This window comes from Formosa haliotis, from assembly GCF_001685485.1.
Classification (GTDB): domain Bacteria; phylum Bacteroidota; class Bacteroidia; order Flavobacteriales; family Flavobacteriaceae; genus Formosa; species Formosa haliotis.
On sequence record NZ_BDEL01000001.1, the window covers coordinates 3,524,531 to 3,540,728 of the forward strand.

Below are 16,198 nucleotides of genomic sequence, written 5' to 3' on the forward strand. Positions count from 1 at the left end.
TATGTTATAAATGAAAGATTTACTTCAGAAGTACGAAAATAAGAGTCCGGAAATAGTTTTTCATTGGAAAGATCCCGAAACAGAAGCAGAAGGGTGGACTGTTATTAACTCGTTACGTGGTGGAGCAGCAGGAGGTGGGACGCGTATGCGAAAAGGCTTAGATATGAATGAAGTCTTATCCTTAGCGAAAACGATGGAAATAAAATTCACAGTTTCAGGACCGGCCATTGGAGGTGCAAAGTCTGGAATTAATTTCGATCCTAAAGATCCGCGTAAAAAAGGCGTGTTGGAACGTTGGTATAAAGTGGTGTCTCCTCTATTAAAAAGTTACTACGGTACAGGAGGCGATTTAAATGTAGATGAGATTCATGAAGTGATTCCTATTACCGAAGAAAGTGGTGTTTGGCATCCGCAGGAGGGTGTTTTTAACGGACATTTCAAACCAACAGAAGCCGATAAAATAAATAGAATAGGGCAATTACGACAAGGGGTTATTAAGGTTTTAGAAAATCCGAATTATTCGCCTTGTGTTTCTAGAAAGTATACGGTAGCTGATATGATTACCGGATTTGGAGTTGCAGAAGCTGCTAAACATTTTTACGATGTTCATAATTCATCAATTGTTGGAAAACGTGTCGTTATTCAAGGATTTGGAAACGTAGGTGCTGCGGCAGCTTTCTACTTCGCGAAAATGGAGGCTAAAGTTGTTGGTATTATCGATATCTCTGGCGGATTAATTAATGAAGAAGGGTTTTCTTTTGAAGCGATTCGCGAATTGTATTTAAATAAATCTGGAAATACGATTCAGAGTGCCGAGTTAATTCCTTTTGAAGAGATAAACGAGAAAATCTGGTCTATAAAATCAGAAGTTTTTGCACCTTGTGCAGCCTCACGTTTAGTTACCAAAGCTCAGATCGATAATTTAATAAATAGCGGATTAGAAGTTATTAGCTGTGGGGCAAATGTACCGTTTGCAGATCAAGAAATCTTCTTTGGGCCAATTATGGAATATACCGATAATAAAATAAGTTTAATTCCTGATTTTATCTCGAATTGCGGCATGGCACGAGTGTTTGCTTACTTTATGGAACGTAAAGTGCAAATGACAGATGAAGCCATTTTTAACGATACATCTCAAACCATTAAAAACGCCATTCACGGCGTACACAAAAATAATCAAACAAAAACCAAGATTAGCGAAACAGCTTTTCAAATAGCTTTAAACCAACTTTTATAAACAAAACCAATGGAAATTGTAATCATCTTAGTTTTCGTCTTAGGGTATTTAGCCATTACTCTAGAGCATAATTTAAAAATTGATAAACTGATACCGGCTTTGGTCATGATGGCCCTTTGTTGGGCTTTAATTGCATTAGGAATAGATAATTTTTCCCAGTGGTTTGATTCTGGTCAACATGCAATTTTAGACACCTTTGGCTTATTGAATCATGAAGAAAAGATTCATCTTATGGATGAAACTTTATTACATCATTTAGGAAAAACAGCCGAGATTCTAGTGTTTTTATTAGGTGCCATGACCATCGTAGAAATTATAGATTACTTTGATGGATTTTCAACCATAAAAACCTTTGTAAAAACAAAAAGCAAGCGTAAAATATTATGGATTTTTGCTTTCCTTGGATTTGGACTTTCTGCGATTATCGATAATTTAACAGCAACGATCGTACTTATTTCAATCTTACAAAAAATTGTAAAAGATAAGGAAGTAAGAATGTATTATGCAGGTTTAATTATTATAGCCGCAAATGCGGGAGGGGCATGGTCTCCAATTGGAGATGTAACAACAACCATGCTTTGGATTGGTAAAAAGGTTACTACAGGGCATTTATTAGCATATTTATTTGTGCCTTCATTTTTATGTATGTTTGTGCCTACTTTAATAGCATCTTTTTTACCTGCTTTTAGAGGTGATTTAGCGCCATCAACAGAGGAATTAGATAGCAAACCTAAAAGTAAATACAGTGCTAGAATGTTGTATTTAGGTCTGGCAGGAATAATTTCGGTTCCAATTTTTAAAACAGTAACGCATTTACCTCCGTATGTGGGAATGATGTTAGCCTTAGGGATTGTTTCTGTATTCGCCGAAGTTTATAGTAAAACCAAATTTTCTATTACAGAAATAGATTCGGAAAGTAATGACACTGTTGGGCATCATAGTCCAGTTCACAGTTCGTTATCTAAAATAGAATTGCCAAGTATTTTATTCTTTTTAGGAATTTTAATGGCTGTGGCAGCTTTAGAGTCCTTAGGTATTTTGTTCGATTTTGCCTCAGGTTTAAAATCAACTTTACCTATGTTAGGAACAGAGTTGCATCATTCAGGTGTATCAGATTTAGTAATATTGTTACTAGGAGTTGGGTCTGCAGTTATAGATAATGTACCTTTGGTGGCAGCGAGTTTAGGAATGTTCTCTGAACCAACAGATAATGAACTTTGGCACTTTATTGCTTATTCTGCAGGAACAGGAGGTAGTATGTTAATTATTGGTTCGGCGGCAGGAGTTGTTGCTATGGGAATGGAGAAAATTGACTTTTTCTGGTACCTTAAAAAAATATCATGGCTAGCCTTAATCGGATTTGTTGTAGGATCTGCAGCCTTCATGATAACAAGAACTTTATACTAATTATACTTAAGTAAAAATTAAATCGTTATATAATTTATCTAGTAAAATCTTAAAAAATTTATGTTAAACGCCCTTTTTCAAAACCCTACAGACGGAGTTGAAGTCCTTACAGACGCAGAACCTGTAAAGAAAACCCTTTCAATTGTCGAATTAATTAGCAGCGGAGGAGTAGCTGGTCAAGTTATTATAGGTGTCCTATTCATCTTGCTTGTTGTTGCTATCTATATTTATTTTGAACGTTTATTTGCGATTAAAGCAGCATCTCAAATAGATCGAAATTTCATGAACGAAATTAAAGACCATGTTAGTAATGGTAAAATTGACTCTGCCCAAAGCCTTTGTGCCCAGGTAAATACTCCAGTTTCTAGATTAATAGGAAAAGGAATCACCAGAATAGGAAAACCTTTGGAAGATATTAATACAGCTATAGAAAACGCTGGTCGATTAGAAGTTTACGGTTTAGAAAAGAATGTAAGTGTTTTAGCTACAATTTCTGGAGCCGCACCAATGATTGGATTCTTAGGAACGGTAATCGGGATGATTCTTTCTATTTTTGAAATTGCTAATTCTGGAGGACAAATCGATATTAAATTATTGGCCGACGGATTATATACTGCGATGACTACTACAGTAGCGGGATTAATTGTTGGTATTGTAGCTTATATTACGTATAATCATTTAGTAGTAAAAACAGACAAGGTTGTCTATCAAATGGAATCTAATTCATTAGAATTTTTAGATCACTTAAACGAGCCAATTTAATATGAATATTAGAGGAAGAAATAAAGTGACGCCAGAATTCAATATGTCGTCTATGACAGATATTGTATTCTTGCTACTTATCTTTTTTATGTTGGCTTCTACCTTGGTAACCACAAACGCTATAGATGTGTTGTTGCCAAAAGCAAGTGGAAAAACCGAAAATAAACAAACAATTGCCGTTAGCATTAAAAAGGATTTAACTTATTATATCGATCAAAAACGTGTTGGAGAAAGTGTTCTAGAATACGAAATTAAAAACGCGTTAGCCAAAGAAACGAAACCTACAATCGTATTACGAGCAGAAGAATCTGTGCCTGTAGAACACGTGGTTAAAGTGATGGATATTGCAAATAGAAATAAATTTAAAGTGATTTTGGCCGTAAGACCAAATAATTAATATGAAATACCTACAAACTAAACACGAGCGCAATTCTGCTAAAATTACACTATTAATTAGTGTAATCGTTCTGTTGTTATTGTTTGTAGTGGGGCCTCCTTATATGGATCCGCCCGAAGAATATGGTATTGCAGTTAATTTTGGTACTACCGACTTTGGTAGCGGTAACATTCAGCCCGACGCACCTATTAAATCTGAACCGGTTAAGGTGAATAAAATCCCAGAAGAAGTTGTTGAACCGGAACCCGTAAAACCAGCCCCAGCAGAAGCTTCGCAAGTAAAAGAAGAGGTTTTAACCGAAGATAATAGTGAAGCTGTAGCCATTAAAAAACAAAAGGAAGCAGAAGCTAAGGCTAAAAAAGAAGCCGAAAATAAAGCTAAAGCAGAGGCAGATGCGAAAGCTAAAGCAGAAGCCGAACGTGTTGCTAAAGAAGAACGAGAAAAAGCAGAGAAGAAAAAGAAATTAGATGCTTTAATGGGAGGTGTAATGAAATCTGAAGGCGCAGGAAAAGGTAGTGAGGGTAACGATGATAAAGTTGGCGATAAAGGTCAGTTAGACGGAGATCCTTATGCTGCAAGTTATTTTGGAGGGTCAGGTTCTGGAAGCGGAGGTGTTGGCTATGGATTAAACGGAAGAGGTAAAGCATCATTTAAAACGATTAAACAAGATTGTAACGAATCTGGTTTAGTGGTTGTTCGTATAGAGGTTAATAGACAAGGAGAGGTAACCAAGGCTGAACCAGGCGTAAAAGGTACCGAGAATAATAGTCCTTGTTTAATGGAGCCAGCCCAAAAAATAGCCATGTCTCATAAGTGGCGACCAGACCCTAATGCACCCGTAAGGCAAATAGGTTTTGTAAGTATAGATTTTAGTTTAGGTCAATAAATTATGACATATCAGGAAACCGTACAATGGATGTTTACACAACTTCCCATGTATCAACGTCAAGGAGAATCAGCGTTTAAAAAGGATCTTACAAATACCTTAAAACTTGCCGAACATTTAAATCATCCTGAAAGGCATTTTAAAACCATTCATGTTGCTGGTACAAACGGTAAGGGTTCTACCAGTCATATGTTAGCATCTGTTCTTCAAGAAGCAGGTTATAAAGTAGGCTTGTATACCTCTCCGCATTTAAAAGATTTTCGTGAACGGATTAGAATAAATGGTATCGAGGTGTCGGAGGACTTTGTTACAGAATTTATTGCATTAAATAAAACGTTTTTCACGACTCAAAATTTATCTTTTTTTGAAATGACCGTTGGTATGGCCTTCGATAATTTTAACAAGCAGCAAGTCGATATTGCAGTTATAGAAGTCGGTTTAGGAGGGAGAATAGATTCTACGAATATTATTACACCAGAAGTTTCTGTAATTACTAATATTGGATTAGACCACACACAATTTTTAGGAACCACCTTAGAAGAAATTGCTTCGGAAAAAGGTGGGATAATAAAACCAGGAGTTCCTGTTGTTATCGGAGAAACCCATAGAGAAACCGAAGCTGTGTTTAGAAAAATAGCCAAAGGAAAGTCTTCAAACATTCTATTTGCAGATCAAGCTATTCGACAAATTCCTATAAGCGATTTAAAGGGAATTTATCAGGCTAAGAATATTAAAACCGTATTACAGACCGTAGATGTTTTAAGAGAATTAGGATACACTATTACAGAAGATAGTGTGAAACAAGGGTTGTTATTTGTTACAAAAAATACCGGTTTAAAAGGGAGGTGGCAAGTATTGCGTGAGCATCCAAAAGTAGTTTGCGATACAGGGCATAATAAAGAAGGACTTTTAGAGGTAATGAAGCAGCTTCAAAATGAAGATTATAATGGCTTACATATGGTGTTTGGTGTTGTAAATGATAAGGATGTACCGTCTATTTTACCTTTATTACCAAAAGAGGCCATTTATTATTTTTGTAAACCCGATGTACCAAGAGGTATGGATTCTGAGGTTTTAAAAACTTATTTTTTAGAAGAAGGATTTAATGGTTCGAGTTATAATTCTGTAAATGAAGCTTATAAAGCTGCTTTAAAGGATGCTAAAAAAGACGATTTTATTTACATTGGAGGAAGTACTTTTGTAGTCGCAGAAATAATTTAAAAAAAAACAAAAAAAAGTTTTTGTAGTATCAAAAACAGGCTTATATTTGCACACCTATTAAATAGGGCGCATAGCTCAGTTGGTTCAGAGCACTTGGTTTACACCCAAGGGGTCGGGGGTTCGAATCCCTCTGCGCCCACAACAGCTTCTCGACATGAGAAGTTTTTTTATGATTTTTTAGCTAGTAAAAAATCAATTGGTATTGAAACACCTAATATAATATTAGGGCGCATAGCTCAGTTGGTTCAGAGCACTTGGTTTACACCCAAGGGGTCGGGGGTTCGAATCCCTCTGCGCCCACAAATAAATAAAAAAGCTTCTCATTTTTTGAGAAGCTTTTTTTGTTTTTAAAGGATTTTATATAAGATCGAGAATACGTTCTAATTTCATACCTCTAGATGCTTTTATCAATACGTTAGTATCTGTTATGTGTATTAGATTTAAAGTGTTTTTAAAATCTTCAAAGGTTTCAAACGATTCTATTTTACGCGAAGTGAATGTTGTAGTCTTAAATAGTTTACCAATAATATAAATCTTGTCTATGTGTAAATTGGTTACTAAATCCACAATAGCCTGATGTTCTACTTTGGCTGTGTTGCCTAATTCAAACATATCGCCTATAATTGCTATTTTATTGTTTGATTTAAGATTAGAAAAGCTCTCTAAAGCAGCTTTCATACTGGTAGGATTCGCATTATAGGCATCTAAAATTATTTTGTTAGTACCTGTTGTTATAATTTGAGAACGATTATTGGTTGGGGTATAGCCTTCGATCGCTTTTTTTATACTACCGGGATTCATTTTAAAATAAGTTCCTATAGCGATTGCAGCAGAAATGTTAGTGAAATTATAAACGCCAATAAGTTGACTTGTAATTTCATTACTGTTGTATTCTGAAACCACGAAAGGATCGGCAGAAACTAATTCTATTGTTGTGTTGGCGGTTGTGTTGTGGTTCCCGAATGTGTACCTGTTAAGTGTAGCTGTTAATTCTAATTGTTTGCTATCATTAGCATTTACAAAAGCAAGACCTTGAGTTTGCTCTAGGAATGCATAAAGTTCAGATTTTCCTTGTATCACGCCTTCTATACTCCCGAAACCTTCCAAATGTGCCTTTCCGAAGTTTGTAATATATCCAAAATTGGGTTTAGCGATGTTGCAAAGCAATTCAATTTCTTTAAGGTGATTAGCACCCATTTCTACAATTCCTATTTCTGTATTCGAATTCATAGAAAGTAAAGTAAGGGGCACCCCAATATGGTTGTTTAAGTTGCCTATGGTTGCGGTGGTTGAATATTTTTGAGATAGCACGGCATTTATGAGTTCCTTACTTGTTGTTTTTCCATTACTACCTGTAAGCCCAATAATAGGTATGTTTAAATACTCGCGATGAAAAGTGGCTAAGTCTTGCAAAGCTTTTAAAGTATCGTTTACTAAAATCGTTTTATTTTCTATGTGGTATGCTGCTTCATCGATAACGGCAAATTTAGCACCAGCTTTAATGGCTTTTAAGGCAAATGTATTTCCGTTAAAATTATCACCTTTTAAGGCGAAAAATAAATCGTTTTGTTTAACTGTTCTAGTGTCTGTACAAACCGCATTACAGTCTAAAAAAAGGGCGTGTAAATCTGATATTTTCATGATATAAATGTATAAAAAAAGTCCTAACACAGGGTTAGGACTTTTTTATAAAAAACAAATATTTTAATATTTAGTGTCTTGTTTTAGCTTTTGATTTTGTTTTAGAACCAACTCTAGACATTGCACATCTAAACCCGATATAGTCTGTTGCCATATCTTGAGGGAAGTAGCGTCTTTGTGCTGGATCTAACCAGAATTCTCTATCTTTCCAAGAACCTCCTTTATAAACACGAACCTCGTCGCTAATTAAAGATGTTTTATCGTTGGATTTGTCGTATTCTCTAATAATATTTCCAGCAGAATCTCTGCTAATAGTGTTTGATGGAGAGTGATACATTTTTCTAGTATTAGCATCTTCTCCACCTTCCATATCATCAAAATTTTCTGCGAAATAACGAGAAGAACGTCTGTCACCATCTCTAAAGTCACGGTTGTCACTAGAATCGAAATTCGATCTTAGGTAGGTTTCGTCTTCATCAACAGGAACTTGTAGGATGTCTCCAGGTAAGTTTCTTGCAACCACTCTACCATTACTTAAAGTGTCGTAAACGATATTGTCTGTCGTTACAATTTTTACGGTCCCGTCTTCATTAATTGCATTTTTAGTATAAACGTTTCCACGGTAGTAGTTAAAGTCGTTAAACTCATCGTCTACAATTGGTCTGTATACATCGGCAACCCATTCGGCAACGTTTCCAGCCATATCGTATAAACCGTAATCGTTAGGGGCATACGATTTAACTTTAGCCGTAATATCTGCATTGTCATCAGACCAACCAGCGATTCCACCGTAATCTCCTTTTCCTTGTTTAAAGTTCGCCATTTGGTCACCTAAAGTTCTACGTTTTCCAGAACGGGTGTATTGTCCGTCCCATGGGTATTTTTTTCTACCTCTATAAACGTTATACTCTCTTAATTCAGAAAGACCTAGAGCAGCATATTCCCACTCCGTTTCTGTTGGTAGTCTGTATTGTGGAGAAAGTATCCCTGTTTCTCTAGTAGCATAAATGTTAGTTTCGTTACCATCGGCATCGGTTCTTACATTTCTGTTTTTCCCCGTTGTTTTAATTTCTTCGTTTCCAGAATAGGTCTGAGAAGGAGCATTAATATAGGTATCTGTACTAAAGTTAGAATCTGCAGTAACGTCTGTACGTAATGCTTTTTTGTCTAAGTAACCAGATTTAGCCAAATTGTGTTCGTTAACACGATCTGTTCTCCATTTTGCAAATTCAACCGCTTGAATCCAACTAACACCAACAACAGGATACTCTGCGTATGCTGGGTGACGTAAGTAGTTATCGGTCATTACTTCGTTATATCCTAAACGGTTTCTCCAAACTAAAGTATCTGGTAAAGCACCATTATAAATGGCTCTAAAACCATCTTGAGCAGGAGGGAAGATACGCTTTAGGTAATCTAAATATTCAAGATACATGATATTAGTAACTTCCGTTTCATCCATATAAAAGGATTGTACGTGTTGTTGTGAAGGTGTATTATTCCAGTCGTGCATAACATCGTCCTGAACGCGACCTTTGGTATAAGTTCCTCCTTCAATAAACACCAAGCCAGGTGCTGTCTCTTGTTCTTTATACTGCGTGTTATATTGGAAACCTCCATCTTTAGAGTTGATTTCCCATCCTGTGGCTTTCGAACTGTTTTTCGAACCAGAATTTTTACAGCTAATCGCGGATAAAGCGAGCGTTATTATTAACAAGCCCTTTACGGTTACTATGTTTTTCATATCCATACTTTTAGGTAAGCAAATGTTGTTTTTGGTGTCGCAATATAAGAATTTAACCTTATACCGCAAGCGATTTTATCAATTTTGAGTCAAAAAAAATGTATTTCATCCTATTTTTTAATCATTATACCGATGTTTTTCCCGTTTTTCCTCATGTTTTAGTGTTTTGTATAAACGGATAATTTCATAAAATATTATTGTACTTTTGGATCAATTCTGAAAAAAAACGAGACTTTATACTAATAAATGGCATTAAACGTTATTCAAATAATGAAAAAAACACTAGTATTTATATTCTTATTAACCGTTATGTTAGGGTTTTCTCAGCAAAAACAATTTCAGATTGCTTGGGAAGGTTATGAAACAATTTCTGATGGAACATTTGCTTTTCAGGTGCCAGCGTTTAATAAAGATAATTTTGATTATAATCTAGAAGACGGATTAAAGTTTGTCTCGCAATGGAAAATTAGTAGCTCGATTAATGAAACGTCTGCGCGATTAGAAAACGTCTCGTATACCACAATTTCGAACGCAGAATTAAAAGGTTTAGATGTTTCAACCATTCCAGATGAATTAGAATTTAAATTGACAAAATCTGTAGCGCGGCAAGTAACCTATGCTTTTCTGGAAGTATCTCCTATAATTAAAGACGGCGCAAATTCTTATAAAAAAATCACCTCATTTAATTTGGTATACACTACGGTCAATACAAATCGTACGGCAAATACGAATACAACGCCAGGAATATCTAGCTCTGTTTTAAAAAATGGAGAATGGTTTCAATTTTATGTAGATACTACGGGTGTTTATAAATTATCGAAGACCTTTTTAAGAGATTTGGGGGTAAATGTAAATAGTGTAAACCCGAAACGGTTTAAGATTTTTGGCTACGGGGGGCAAATGATGCCCTATATGAATTCTGAACCTCAATATTTCGATCTTGTTGAAAATGCCATTAAGGTTGTAGGAGAAGAGGACGGTAGTTTCAACGATAGCGATTATATTTTATTTTATGCCACAGGGCCTAAGGGGTATAACGAAAGCAGCAACACAAATATAAATTGCTATACTACAAGAACCTCTTATTTTTTACAAGTTGGAGGTGAAGAAGGAAAGCGTATTCAGCCTTTTGTGAGTTCAGATCTGGCTACAGATTTTGTTGTAGATACGCATCAGACCTATTTATTTCATGAAAACGACGACTATAATTTAGTGCAATTAGGGAGGCGATGGTTTGGAGACCGATTTGATGTATCGCTTCAAAAGACCTTTACATTTAATGTGCCAGACTTAGTAACCTCGGTACCCATACAATTTAAAACTGTTGTTGCCTCTACCTCAGATAGTGCCTCTAGTTTTGGAGTGTCTGTAAACGGAACTTCTGTAGCTACTTTAAATATTTCTGCGGCTACCGATTCTAATTTAGCCAACGACCGAACGTTAAATACTAGTTTGCTAAGTACTAGTTCTAGCATTGCGGTAAGTTTAACCTATAATAAAAATGGAAACCCAAGTGCTTTAGGCTATTTAGATTATATTTCGTTAGAGGCCACACGCGATTTGAGGTTCTACGGAAAGCAATTCGGATTTTACAATACCCAAGTAGCTCAAACCAGCGGAACTGTAGAATACCAATTATCGAATGCATCAAACGTAGACGAGATTTGGAATGTAACCAACCCATACGCTGTGTCAAGTCTGTCCAATTCAACAGCTCAAGCAACTCTTAACTTTAAGCGACCAGCAGGACGTTTGGAGACTTTTGTGGCGGTAACAAGTTCAGATTATTATGAGCCTCAGCGTGATTCTCAAACTACAATCGATAATCAAGATTTAAAAGGGACGGTATTTTTTAACGATAATGGCGAATTTCAAGATGTAGACTACCTTATCGTAACGCCTACAAATTTCTATTCGCAAGCCGTACGATTGGCAGAAATTAATAAACAACAATACGGTTTAAATGTAAAAGTGGCTACTTTGGGAGCTATATATAATGAGTTTAGTTCCGGAAATCAGGAAATTGTTGCCATTCGAAATTTTGTAAAATATATATACGATAATGCAAGTAGTCCTGAGAAGCGAATAAAATATCTATGTATGTTTGGCGATGGGTCTTACGATTATAAAAATAGATTAACTAATAACACCAATATTGTACCCGCGTGGCATGCCTATTCTAGTTTTAATTTGACTAATGCATTTGTATCTGATGATTTTTATGGAATGATGGATGAAAACGAAGGTGCTATGGAAACTAGTGATAAATTAGATATAGCTTTAGGAAGAATTATTGCCGATAGCCCTAGTCAGGCCAAAGAAATGGTAGATAAAATTGCGCGTTATTATAACGAAGGGTCTTACGGAAGTTGGCGTAATAGTGTGGTTATGGTTTCCGATGATGTCGATGAAGCTTGGGAGGTGAGTTTGGAACAAACTACCGATAAAATTGCTGATGAAGTTTCTGATAAAAAACCATTTATGAATGTGACTAAAATTCATTCTGATGCTTATAAACAGGAATCCTCTGCCGGAGGGAATCGATATCCAAAAGTAAACGAGGCTATGGTAAATGCCATGCAAACCGGAGCATTGGTTGTTAATTATTTTGGACACGGAGGCGAAGATGGTTTAGCTCATGAACGTATTTTTATGAAACCCGACGCCCTCTCGCTAACTAATAATTATAGAATGAATTGTTTTGTTACGGTGACTTGCGAGTTTACTCGTTTCGATAATCCATTACGGGAAACGGCAGGAGAAGTAACCTTTTGGAATCCTAACGGTGCTGCCATTAGTTTAATAACAACTACACGACAGATATTTGTAAGTGTTGGTATCACTTTCAATACAGTATTAAGCGAGTATTTATTCTCATATAATAATAACGATGAATATGCAGATGGTGAATATCCTTCAATGGCGGAAGCCTTACGTTTAACTAAAACCAATTCGTCTATTGCAAATACAAGTCAGAGGCACTTGGTGTTTTATATTGGAGACCCAGCCATGAAATTAGCTATTCCTAAACCTAATATTAGACTTACGGCAATTAATGGAAAACCGATTTCGGGAGAAGTCGATCAATTAAAAGCTTTAGGGCGTGTTAATTTAGCCGGAGAAGTTACCGATGCTGCAGGCCATGTTTTAACCGATTATAATGGTGTTTTAACTTCGATAATTTATGATAAAGAAATAAATCGAAGCACGTTAGGTAACGATGGGACCGTAGTAAATGGTAGTGTGTATATTATGGATTTTAAAACCCTTGGCGAAATTATTTTTAGAGGTCAAGCTTCTGTAAAAGATGGGGCCTTTAATTTCGATTTTGTTGTGCCGCGTGATATTGGTATTCCTGTGGGCTATGGCCGGGTTAGTTTTTATGCGAAATCCGATACGGCTTTAGAAGATCAGACTGGTGCGAGTATAGATATTATAAAAGTAGGAGGGATTAACGAAAATGCAGCAGAAGATAATACGGGGCCGGTGATTAATATTTTTATGAATGATGAAAATTTTGTGACGGGAGGAATTACTAACGAATCACCTTCATTATTGGTAAAGTTAGAAGATGAAAATGGAATCAATACGGCGAGTGGTATTGGGCACGATATTGTTGCAATAATTGATGGAGACGAAACAAATCCGTATGTTTTAAATGATTATTATCAGACTGAAGTGGATGATTATCAGCGTGGTATTGTTAATTATCCGTTCAGGGATTTAGAGCCAGGTTTGCATACTTTAACGGTAAAAGCTTGGGATGTTTATAATAATTCTTCAACCTCCGAAATTCAGTTTGTTGTACATAACGAAAATGAAAATTTAGTGATCTCGAATGTGTTAAATTACCCAAATCCGTTTGTAAATTACACAGAATTTTGGTTTAACCACAATAGTTCGGGGCCTTTAGACGTTTCTATACAAATCTTTACTGTTTCCGGTAAATTGGTTAGAACGATAAATGCACAAACAAATACATCAGAATGTTGTATTAGTGGAGCTTCATCGTTATCTAGAGATATTGTCTGGGACGGGAGAGATGATTTTGGAGATAAAATAGGAAAAGGAGTTTACGTTTATAAACTAAAAGTACGGTCTGCCGCACTAAATAAAACAGTTGAAAAAATTGAGAAACTTGTTATCCTATAATAAACATATATATTTGTAAACTAAATTAAATTCATGAAAACAACACAACTAGCCATTCTATTTGTATTATTTGCTTTTAATATTCATGCGCAAACCAGCACAACGATAATTCCAAACCCTAACGATTCTAGGGTAATAACCACAGGAGTTCCGTTTTTATTAATCGCATCCGATGCAAGAGCTGGTTCTCTAGGAGATATTGAGTTTACTCAAGATGAGTTTTCAAATCCATTAGTACAACGTCCAAATGAATTTGCTTTAGACGCCTCTTATGCACTTAAATTAAACGATCAGTTCTCTATGGCTGTAACCATGCGTTACCTACGTTCAGATTTAAAATTAAATGTAGGCGATATTGATGCCGAGGCAGCAGGAACATTTGGAGTAGATATTTCAGGATATTACCAAAGTGAAGAAGAAGCTTACAACGATTTTAATGGTCGTTGGAGAGGAGGTTTTGCGATTCAAAATATCGGACCAAAATTTAAATACGATGAAGGTGGAGTTGAAAACTTTCAGCCAACAACCTTACGTTTAGGAGGAGGTTTCGATTTTATTTTAGACGATTATAATAAAATAGCTATTACAGGAGAAGTAACTAAATTATTAGTGCCAACACCTCCAATTTTAGGAACAGAGTACGAGTATGAAGATATTGATGATAATGGTGAGTACGATGAAGATGTAGATGTTTTAGGTGATCAAATTTCAACAACCAATGGGCTTATTTATGAAGGAAAGTCTAATGACGTGAGTTTCTTAAAAGGAATGTTCCAGTCTTGGGCAGATGCTCCAGGTGGTTTTAGCGAAGAAATGCAAGAATGGACTTGGGCTTTAGGTGCAGAATATACCTATCAAGATTCTTTTGGGTTTAGAGCAGGATATTTTCATGAAGCAGAAGATAAAGGGGCTAGACAGTTTTTTGCTTTAGGGGCAGGATTTAAATATAATGTTATCAATATTGATTTATCTTATTTATTCTCGACGTCAAAAGTTCAAAGTCCTTTAGAAAACACATTACGTTTCTCATTAACGTTCAACCTGGGGCCTGGAACGTATACCGAATATTAAAAATAGATTTCACAATAAAATAAAGTATAAAAAAACGGTTGCCTATGGCAATCGTTTTTGTTTTAAATAGTTTTATATCTTTAGTAGCATCTTAAGCATTTTTAATAATGGAGAAAATACAAATAGAAACAGAGTTCGAAGTTTATAAGGAATTGGCAGAACTTCCAGAAACCGTTTCAAAATTAATGGCTCAGGCCACAAAAGCAAGGCTAAGAGCTTATGCGCCTTATTCTAATTTTTTGGTAGGAGCTGCAATTTTATTAGACAATGGCGAGATTATAACCGGAAATAATCAAGAAAATGCATCCTACCCATCTGGACTTTGTGCAGAACGTACAGCTATTTATTATGCAGGATCACAATATCCAAAAGCTAAAATCCTTCAAATGGCACTAATTGCAGGATCCACAAAAAGTAAAACCACAACACCTGTTCCGCCTTGTGGAGCATGCCGGCAAGCTATTGCAGAGTACGAAATAAAACAAGATGCTCCAATCGATATATATTTTATGGGAGAGACAGGGACGATAATGCGATCGAAATCTTTAAGGAATTTGCTGCCTTTCATATTCGAAAAAGAGATATTGTAAATTTTTTTATGTAATTTTTAGTAGATTCGGTTTTTCCATTAAAGTGTAATGTGTTACTTTTGTTATTCGTTTTTAAATTAACGTTACTCATGCAAAAAATCACAAAGGAAACATACATTAAATGGTATGAAGACATGTTGTTTTGGAGAAAGTTTGAAGATAAACTAGCTGCAGTATACATTCAACAGAAAGTAAGAGGGTTTCTACACTTATACAATGGTCAAGAAGCCGTACTAGCAGGTGCCTTACATGCTATGGACTTGACAAAAGACAAAATGATAACCGCGTATCGTAATCACGTACAACCAATTGGTATGGGCGTAGATCCTAAACGTGTTATGGCAGAATTATATGGTAAAGGAACAGGAACGTCTCAAGGACTAGGAGGTTCTATGCACATATTTTCTAAAGAACACCGTTTTTACGGAGGTCACGGTATTGTAGGTGGACAAATTCCTTTAGGTGCTGGTATCGCTTTTGGTGATAAATATCACGGTAGCGATGCGGTAACACTTTGTTGTTTTGGTGATGGTGCTGCTCGTCAAGGGTCACTTCACGAAACATTCAACTTAGCTATGTTATGGAATTTACCTGTAGTTTTTGTTTGTGAAAACAATGGATACGCTATGGGAACTTCTGTTAAGCGTACTGCAAACCACGAAGAACTTTGGAAACTAGGTTTAGGTTACGAAATGCCAAGTGGACCAGTAGACGGGATGAACCCTGTTAAAGTTGCTGAAGCTTTCGACGAAGCTATTCAAAGAGCTCGTAAAGGAGGTGGACCAACATTCTTAGAGTTAAAAACGTATCGTTATAGAGGACACTCAATGAGTGATGCTCAACATTACCGTACAAAAGCTGAAGTAGAAGAGTATAAGAAAATTGACCCAATTACTCAGGTTAAGGATATTATTCTTGATAAAAAATATGCTTCAGAAGCAGATCTTAAAGCAATAGATAAGCGAGTGAAACAGCGAGTTAGCGAATGCGAAAAATTTGCTGAAGAATCTCCATTCCCAGAATTAAACGTTATGTACGACGTTGTTTACGAACAAGAAGATTATCCATTTTTAAAAAATAACATATAGCT

General features: G+C 35.9%; 12 protein-coding genes and 2 tRNA genes. 12 read left to right on the forward strand and 2 right to left on the reverse strand.

Annotation, left to right across the window (positions count from 1 at the left end):
• Positions 1-10 precede the first annotated feature (10 nt).
• From A9D35_RS14825 to A9D35_RS14860, 8 genes are all read left to right on the forward strand, one after another.
• On the forward strand, positions 11-1,237 hold the full coding sequence (locus tag A9D35_RS14825) for a Glu/Leu/Phe/Val dehydrogenase dimerization domain-containing protein (RefSeq protein WP_066224331.1): 1,227 nt from the start codon (positions 11-13) through the stop codon (positions 1,235-1,237).
• A gap of 9 nt (positions 1,238-1,246) precedes the next feature.
• Entirely contained in the window at positions 1,247-2,644 is a 1,398-nt protein-coding gene (gene nhaD / locus A9D35_RS14830) for a sodium:proton antiporter NhaD (protein WP_066224333.1), read from the forward strand.
• A 60-nt stretch (positions 2,645-2,704) separates the two neighbouring features.
• On the forward strand, positions 2,705-3,406 hold the full coding sequence (locus A9D35_RS14835) for a MotA/TolQ/ExbB proton channel family protein (RefSeq protein ID WP_066224335.1): 702 nt from the start codon (positions 2,705-2,707) through the stop codon (positions 3,404-3,406).
• 1 nt (position 3,407) lies between these two features.
• Entirely contained in the window at positions 3,408-3,803 is a 396-nt protein-coding gene (locus A9D35_RS14840) for an ExbD/TolR family protein (RefSeq protein WP_066224337.1), read from the forward strand.
• Position 3,804: 1 nt separating this feature from the next.
• Positions 3,805-4,689, forward strand: coding sequence for an energy transducer TonB (locus A9D35_RS14845; RefSeq protein ID WP_066224339.1), 885 nt, complete (start codon positions 3,805-3,807; stop codon positions 4,687-4,689).
• Between the two features lie 3 nt (positions 4,690-4,692).
• A complete protein-coding gene (locus A9D35_RS14850; protein ID WP_066224342.1) occupies positions 4,693-5,910 on the forward strand; it encodes a bifunctional folylpolyglutamate synthase/dihydrofolate synthase in 1,218 nt (405 codons plus the stop codon).
• Between the two features lie 64 nt (positions 5,911-5,974).
• Positions 5,975-6,049: transfer RNA gene (locus tag A9D35_RS14855), tRNA-Val, on the forward strand.
• 86 nt (positions 6,050-6,135) lie between these two features.
• Positions 6,136-6,210 (forward strand) — tRNA-Val (locus A9D35_RS14860).
• 57 nt (positions 6,211-6,267) lie between these two features.
• Here A9D35_RS14860 and A9D35_RS14865 read toward each other — a convergent pair.
• Together A9D35_RS14865 and gldJ are read right to left on the reverse strand one after the other, a co-directional pair.
• Positions 6,268-7,551 (reverse strand): UDP-N-acetylmuramoyl-tripeptide--D-alanyl-D-alanine ligase, encoded by a 1,284-nt coding sequence (locus A9D35_RS14865; protein WP_066224345.1) that lies wholly within the window; start codon positions 7,549-7,551, stop codon positions 6,268-6,270.
• 70 nt (positions 7,552-7,621) lie between these two features.
• Entirely contained in the window at positions 7,622-9,301 is a 1,680-nt protein-coding gene (gldJ, locus tag A9D35_RS14870) for a gliding motility lipoprotein GldJ (RefSeq protein WP_174545276.1), read from the reverse strand.
• 264 nt (positions 9,302-9,565) lie between these two features.
• On the opposite strand from gldJ, the gene porU reads away from it, so the two are divergent.
• The 4 genes from porU to pdhA all read left to right on the forward strand — a co-directional run bounded on the left by porU (position 9,566) and on the right by pdhA (position 16,196).
• Positions 9,566-13,447, forward strand: a complete 3,882-nt coding sequence (gene porU / locus A9D35_RS14875; RefSeq protein WP_066226147.1) for a type IX secretion system sortase PorU — start codon at positions 9,566-9,568, stop codon at positions 13,445-13,447.
• A 33-nt stretch (positions 13,448-13,480) separates the two neighbouring features.
• Entirely contained in the window at positions 13,481-14,518 is a 1,038-nt protein-coding gene (gene porV, locus A9D35_RS14880) for a type IX secretion system outer membrane channel protein PorV (RefSeq protein ID WP_066224352.1), read from the forward strand.
• A gap of 107 nt (positions 14,519-14,625) precedes the next feature.
• On the forward strand, positions 14,626-15,108 hold the full coding sequence (gene cdd / locus A9D35_RS14885) for a cytidine deaminase (RefSeq protein ID WP_066224356.1): 483 nt from the start codon (positions 14,626-14,628) through the stop codon (positions 15,106-15,108).
• 89 nt (positions 15,109-15,197) lie between these two features.
• The gene (pdhA, locus tag A9D35_RS14890) at positions 15,198-16,196 is read left to right on the forward strand and encodes a pyruvate dehydrogenase (acetyl-transferring) E1 component subunit alpha (RefSeq protein WP_066224358.1); all 999 of its coding nucleotides are present in this window, start codon (positions 15,198-15,200) and stop codon (positions 16,194-16,196) included.
• Positions 16,197-16,198: the final 2 nt, after the last annotated feature.